Source organism: Candidatus Rokuibacteriota bacterium (genome assembly GCA_016209385.1).
Taxonomy (GTDB): domain Bacteria; phylum Methylomirabilota; class Methylomirabilia; order Rokubacteriales; family CSP1-6; genus JACQWB01.
This window is the reverse complement of the sequence record JACQWB010000277.1, coordinates 1-6,139: the sequence shown is the minus strand read 5'-3', so window position 1 is coordinate 6,139 and position 6,139 is coordinate 1. Positions and strand designations below refer to the sequence as shown.

The following is a 6,139-nucleotide window of genomic DNA, read 5'->3' as shown; positions in this document are numbered from 1 at the left end:
GGGCGCTCGGGCTCGAGCCCGGGCTCACGCCCGCCCGGGAGGCGCTGGCCGGGCTCCAGGGCCGGTAGCAGAGGAGGTCTGCCATTGAAGCGTGTGATCTGGCAGGCATTGCTGCTCCTGGCCGCGCCCGGATGCGCGGTGGCAGCTCGGGGGAAAGCCATGAAGGGGAGCAGGTGGATCACGGTCGTGGGCCTGCTGCTGCTCGTCGCCATGGCCCAGGGGGCGGCGGCTGACCAGGCCGCCCGCGTCCCGGCCGAGGCGGCCCAGGCGCTGGAGCTCCTGCAGCCCGCGACGCGGGTGCAGGCTCCGGACTTCGTCCTGCGCGACCTGGAGGGGCGACCTGTCCGGCTCAGCGACCTCCGCGGCCAGGTCGTGATGCTGGCCTTCTTCGGCACGGCCTGACCGGCCTGTCGGAGGGAGTTTCCCTCCCGCGAGCAGGCGTACCAGGCGTGGAAGCCGCAGGGGCTGGCCGTGCTTGCGGTGAACTTCAGGCAGCCGCGCCGGGAGGTGGCCGGGTACCGCGACGCGCTCGGGCTCACGTTCCAGGTGCTGCTGGACCAGGATGGGAGCGTGACCGCGGCGTACAAGGCCTGGGGTCACCCCATGACGTTCCTCATCGGGCGGGAGGGCGAGGTGATCGGCCAGATCGTGGGCGCGCGGGAGTGGACCGCGGAGCCGGCCCGGCGGCTGCTGGAGACGTTGCTGGCCCCGGCGCCCGAGCGGAGCGGCTCTGGAGCCGAGGGGGTAGGAGACGGCCGCGGGGGGGACGGAGCGCAGGTGCCGCGCTGAACGACAGAGCACCTCGTGACTCAGCCGGGACGGGGAAAGCCGTCCCAGAAAGCCGTTAGGCGCCCGCACGGGCGTTCCGCTCCACCGCGGTTCCATCCCACCGAACAGCGAGCCGCCGCCGACGCGAGAAGCCTGGCTCGCTGAGTACGAGAAGGTCGGCGCAGCCAAGCCCCTCGGCTACGCTGCCCACTGAGAGGCACGCGTGGAGATCCTGCCACTCGTCCGGCAGTTCGGCTACCCTCTGGTTTTCGGGGGGGCCTTGCTGGACTTCCTCGGGCTGCCGATTCCGGCCGAGATCGTCCTGCTCCTGGCTGGCGCGCTCGCCGCCGGCGGCGAGCTGAGCCTGCCCGTCGTGGTGGCGGCGGGGGCAGCAGGAGCGCTGGCCGCGGATCACCTGTGGTATGTCATCGGCCGCCTGCGGGGGGTGGGCCTCCTGCGGCTCTACTGCCGGGTCTCCCTGGGCTCCGCCCACTGCGTCACGCGGACTGGGGATCTCCTTCGTCGGGTCGGGCCAGCCTCGCTGCTCGCGGGGAAGTTCCTCATCGGCGTGCGCGCCTTCGCTGCTCCTCTGGCGGGGGCCTCCCGGATCCCGTATGGGCGATATCTGGTGTTCAACGGCCTGGGGACCCTGATCTGGGCGTCGGTGGCCAGCGCCGTGGGGTTCCTCTTCGGCCGCCAGATCGGGGCCCTCACCGTGGGGGTCCAGGAGCTGACCCGGGCCGCCAGCGTCGTGGTGCTGGTGTCTGTCCTGGGCTATCTGACCTGGAAAGGCGTGCGCCGGCTGCGTTACGGCCCCGCCGAATCCGGGGCCGCGGTGGCGATGGGAGAAGCGCCTGCCGAGCTGCCGCCGGTAGGGGTGAGTCCTGGCAGCGGGTGAGGGAGAAGATGGGGCCGAATCTCCCGACCCTGCGGGGATCCGTACCGCCGTTTGTCTGTAAGCTACCTTACATACGGCAAGCCCGAGGTTGTCGTCTACTTCCGGTCTCTGCACCTCGCCCACAGGGCGGAGTCGGTAGCGGAGGCCGCTCAGCGTCCATCGACCCGGAGCCTGGGGTGACCACCCGCGCTCGGAATCGCCCCATGAGCACCCGACTCTGCCAGCAGAAGGGACGGCCACTATGACTCCAAAGGGGAAGGACCTCGATCAGCTCTGCATCAACGCCATTCGCATGCTGGCTGCGGACGCGGTCCAGCAGGCGAAGTCCGGGCACCCGGGCATGCCCATGGGGGCGGCCGCGATGGCCTACGTGCTGTGGACCCGGTTCCTCAAGCACAACCCCAGGAATCCCCAGTGGCCGGATCGGGACCGGTTTATCCTGTCGCCGGGTCATGGCTCGATGCTGCTCTACAGTCTCCTCCACCTGACGGGCTACGAGCTGCCGCTCGAAGAGCTCAAGCGGTTCCGGCAGTGGGGGTCGAGGACGCCCGGCCACCCGGAGTACGGGCTGACGCCAGGGGTGGAGGTGACGACCGGCCCGCTGGGACAGGGGTTCGCCAACGGGGTGGGGATGGCGATCGCCGAGCTGCATCTCGCCTGCGCCTTCAACAAGCCGGGATTCGAGATCGTGAACCACTACACCTATGGGATCGTGAGCGACGGCGACCTGATGGAAGGCGTGTCGTCGGAGGCGGCCTCGCTTGCCGGCACTCTGAAGCTCGGCAAGCTCATCTACCTCTACGACGACAACGAGATCTCCATCGAGGGGAGCACGGATATCGCCTTCACCGAGTCGGTTGGCCGCCGTTTCGAGGCGTACGGCTGGCACGTGCAGCACGTGGACGGGAACGATCTCGAGGGCGTGACTGCAGCCATCTCCGCGGCGCAGGCCGAGGCCGAGCGGCCGTCGCTGATCATCGCGCGCACGTACATCGGCTTCGGGAGCCCGGGACGGCAGGACACGGCGAAGGCGCACGGGGAGCCGCTAGGGGAAGAGGAGCTCCGGGCGACCAAGCGCGTGCTGGGGTGGCCCCTCGAACCCCGATTCTATATCCCGGAGGAGGCGCTGGCCCACTTCCGCGGGGCGCTGGAGCGAGGAACAGAAGCCGAGGCGGCGTGGCGCACGCGCTTCGACGCCTATGCGCGGGCCTTTCCCAAGGAGGTCGAACAGTGGCGGCTCATGCTGAGCGGCGGGCTGCCGCCGGGCTGGGATTCCCGCCTCCCCCAGTTCACGCCGTCCGAGGGACCTATGGCCACCCGGACGGCCTCCGGGAAGGTGCTCAACGCGCTGGCGGCGGCCGTACCATCCCTCCTGGGAGGCTCCGCGGATCTCGCGCCCTCCACCAGCACCTACCTCAAAGGGTATGGCGACCTGGGCGTCGCGGAGTGGTGCGCCCGCAACATGCACTTTGGCGTGCGGGAGCACGCGATGGGCGCCATCGCCAACGGGATGGCCCTCCACGGGGGGATCATCCCCTATACCGCCACTTTTCTGGCATTCTCCGACTACATGCGGCCGGCCATCCGGCTGGCGGCGCTGATGGAGATCCGGGTGATCTTCATTTTTACCCACGACTCGATCGGCCTCGGCGAGGACGGCCCGACGCATCAGCCGGTGGAGCACCTGGTCGCCCTCCGGGCGATCCCGGGTCTCCTGACCATCCGGCCCGCCGATGCGACAGAGGCCGCGGAGGCGTGGCGGGTCGCCCTCGGGCGCCGCGGACCCACGGCCCTGATCCTGACGCGGCAGAATCTGCCGGTCCTGGACCGGAAAGAGCTCGCGCCGGCCTCCGGTGTGACCCGCGGCGCGTACGTCCTGGCCGACAGCCCGGAGGAGCCCGACGTCATCCTCATCGCGACGGGCTCCGAAGTCCCCGTGGCGCTCGAGGCTAAGCGCCTCCTGGAAGAGCGGTGGATCGGGGCGCGGGTGGTGAGCATGCCCTCGTGGGAGCTGTTCGAGCGCCAGCCAGAGGCGTATCGGAATAGCGTCCTTCCGCCCTCGGTCAGGGCCCGCGTCTCCGTCGAGGCGGGCCGCACGCTTGGCTGGCGGACCTACGTCGGGGACCAGGGGGCGACTATCGGGTTGGATCGGTTCGGGGGGTCGGCGCCGGCCGCCAGGCTGTTCGAGGAGTTCGGCTTCACGCCCGAGCGCATCGCCGCCCGCGCGACGGCCCTCCTCGGCAGGTGACAGAGAGGGGTGTGATGGCGGATAATCCCCTGGTCCAGCTCCAGCAGCACGGGCAGAGCGTCTGGTACGACAACATCCGCCGCGGCCTGATCGCCTCTGGCGAGCTGGCCGTGCTCATCGCCGACGGCGTCACCGGGGTGACCTCCAACCCGACGATCTTCGAAAGGGCGATCGCGGGAAGCCGCGACTACGACGAGCGCCTGCGCGCGCTGGTGGCCGAGGGGAAGGAGGTCGGGGAGATCTTCGAGGCCCTCGCGCTCGAGGACATCCGCGCGGCCGCTGATCTGCTCAGGCCTGTCTACGATCGGACCGAGGGGCGGGACGGCTACGTGAGCCTGGAGGTGTCGCCCGGGCTGGCCCACGATGCGAGTGGGACCGTCGAGGAGGGGCGTCGCCTGTTCGGGGCCGTCGGCCGCCCCAACGTGATGATCAAGGTGCCCGCCACGGCGGCGGGGGTTCGGGTCATCGAAGAGCTCATCGCCGGAGGCGTGAACGTCAACGTGACGCTCCTCTTCTCGGTCACGCGGTACGAGGCGGTCGCGAACGCCTATCTGGCGGGGCTGGAGCAGCGCCTCCGCGAGGGGAACCTGGTTGACCAGATCGCCTCCGTGGCCTCGTTTTTTGTGAGCCGGGTGGACAGCCTGGTGGACAGACGGCTCGAGGCGAAGAGCCGGGAGACCCGGAACGAGGGCGAGGCGAGACGGCTGGAGTGGCTGCGCGGCAAGGCCGCGATCGCCAACGCCAAGATGGCCTATGCCCGATTCCGGGCGATCTTCAGCGGCCCGCGCTGGGCCGCGCTCGAGGCCAGAGGGGCCCGCGTGCAGCGCCTCCTCTGGGCTAGCACGGGCACGAAGGACCCCGCCTACTCCGACGTGTACTACGTCGAAGCGCTGGTCGGCCCGGACACGGTCACCACCCTGCCGCCCGCCACGCTGGCCGCCCTGCGCGAGCACGGGGCCATTCATGACGCGCTGGCCGAGGACCTCCCGCAGGCGGAGGCGGTCCTCCGGGAGCTGGCGGCCGTGGGCATCGATCTCGCCCAGGTCACCGGCCAGCTCGAAGAGGAGGGGGTGAAGGCCTTCGCGGACTCTTTCCGTGATCTCTTCGCCTGCATCGCCGGCAAGCGCGGCCTCCTGACCTCGGGTGTCCGCGAGCGCCAGGCGGCCGTGCTCCACCAGGATGCCGTGGCGGTGGAGGCGACGCTCGCGGACCTGGAGACGCGGCGAGCGGCGGCCAGGATCTGGTCGAGGGACGCGAGTCTCTGGAAGTCGGCAGGAGAGCACCAGGCGGGCATCCGGAAGAGCCTCGGGTGGCTGACCGTGGCCGAGATGATACGGGAGCATCTGGCAGACCTCAGCGAGTTCGCGCGCGAGGTGACGGCGGCGGGGGTGAGGGACGTGCTCCTGCTCGGGATGGGGGGGTCGAGCCTCTGCCCCGACGTCCTGCGTCTGACGTTCGGCGCGGCGCCAGGATTCCCGCGGCTCCACGTGCTGGACACGACCGACGCGGCCAGCATCCGGGCGGTCGAGGAGACGCTCGACCTGCCGCGCACGCTCGTCATCGTCGCGAGCAAGTCGGGGACCACGCCCGAGATCGTGGCCCTCCACCAGTACTTCTTCGCCAGGGTTCAGGCGATCCTGGGCGGCCGCGCGGGGGAGCAGTTCGTGGCGATCACCGATCCGGGCACGCCGCTGGCGGCGATCGCCCGCGCCCAGTCCTTCCGCCGGATCTTCCTGAATCCTCCCGACATCGGTGGCCGGTACTCGGCCCTCTCGTATTTCGGGCTCGTGCCGGCCGTGCTCCTCGGGCTCGACGTCGGGAAGCTCCTGGACCGGGCGGAGCGGATGACCCACGCGTGCGTGTCATGCGTGCCGACGCGGGAGAACCCCGGCCTCTGGCTCGGCGGGGTGCTGGGCGCTCTAGCCCTCCGGGGGCGCGACAAGGTCACCCTCGTCTGCTCTCCGGAGATCGCCGCGTTTGGCTATTGGGTCGAGCAGCTCATCGCCGAGAGCACGGGGAAGGACGGGAAGGGGATCCTGCCGGTGGAAGGGGAGGAGGTCGCAGGCCCAGCCGGGTACGGGAATGACCGCCTGTTCGTCTGCCTGCGTCTTGAGCGGACCCGGGCTACCAGGTTGGACGCGAAGGTGAAAGCACTGGAGCAGGCCCACCCCGTGGTGACCATCCGGCTTCAGGACCTTTACGATCTTGGGGGGGAGTTCTTTCGC

At 70.3% G+C, this 6,139-nt stretch carries 4 protein-coding genes and 1 pseudogene; all 5 read left to right on the top strand.

The genetic code is table 11. From position 1 onward, the window contains the following. Positions 1–84: 84 nt before the first annotated feature. A complete protein-coding gene (locus HY726_21065; GenBank protein MBI4611489.1) occupies positions 85–402 on the top strand; it encodes a redoxin domain-containing protein in 318 nt (105 codons plus the stop codon). A gap of 6 nt (positions 403–408) precedes the next feature. Continuing rightward, positions 409–789 (top strand): annotated as a pseudogene (locus HY726_21060) (TlpA family protein disulfide reductase). Positions 790–991: 202 nt separating this feature from the next. Next, positions 992–1,666 (top strand): DedA family protein, encoded by a 675-nt coding sequence (locus tag HY726_21055; GenBank protein ID MBI4611488.1) that lies wholly within the window; start codon positions 992–994, stop codon positions 1,664–1,666. Positions 1,667–1,907: 241 nt separating this feature from the next. After that, entirely contained in the window at positions 1,908–3,914 is a 2,007-nt protein-coding gene (tkt, locus tag HY726_21050) for a transketolase (GenBank protein ID MBI4611487.1), read from the top strand. A 14-nt stretch (positions 3,915–3,928) separates the two neighbouring features. After that, positions 3,929–6,139 (top strand): bifunctional transaldolase/phosoglucose isomerase (locus HY726_21045; GenBank protein MBI4611486.1); only part of this gene is annotated, 2,211 nt, incomplete at its 3' end.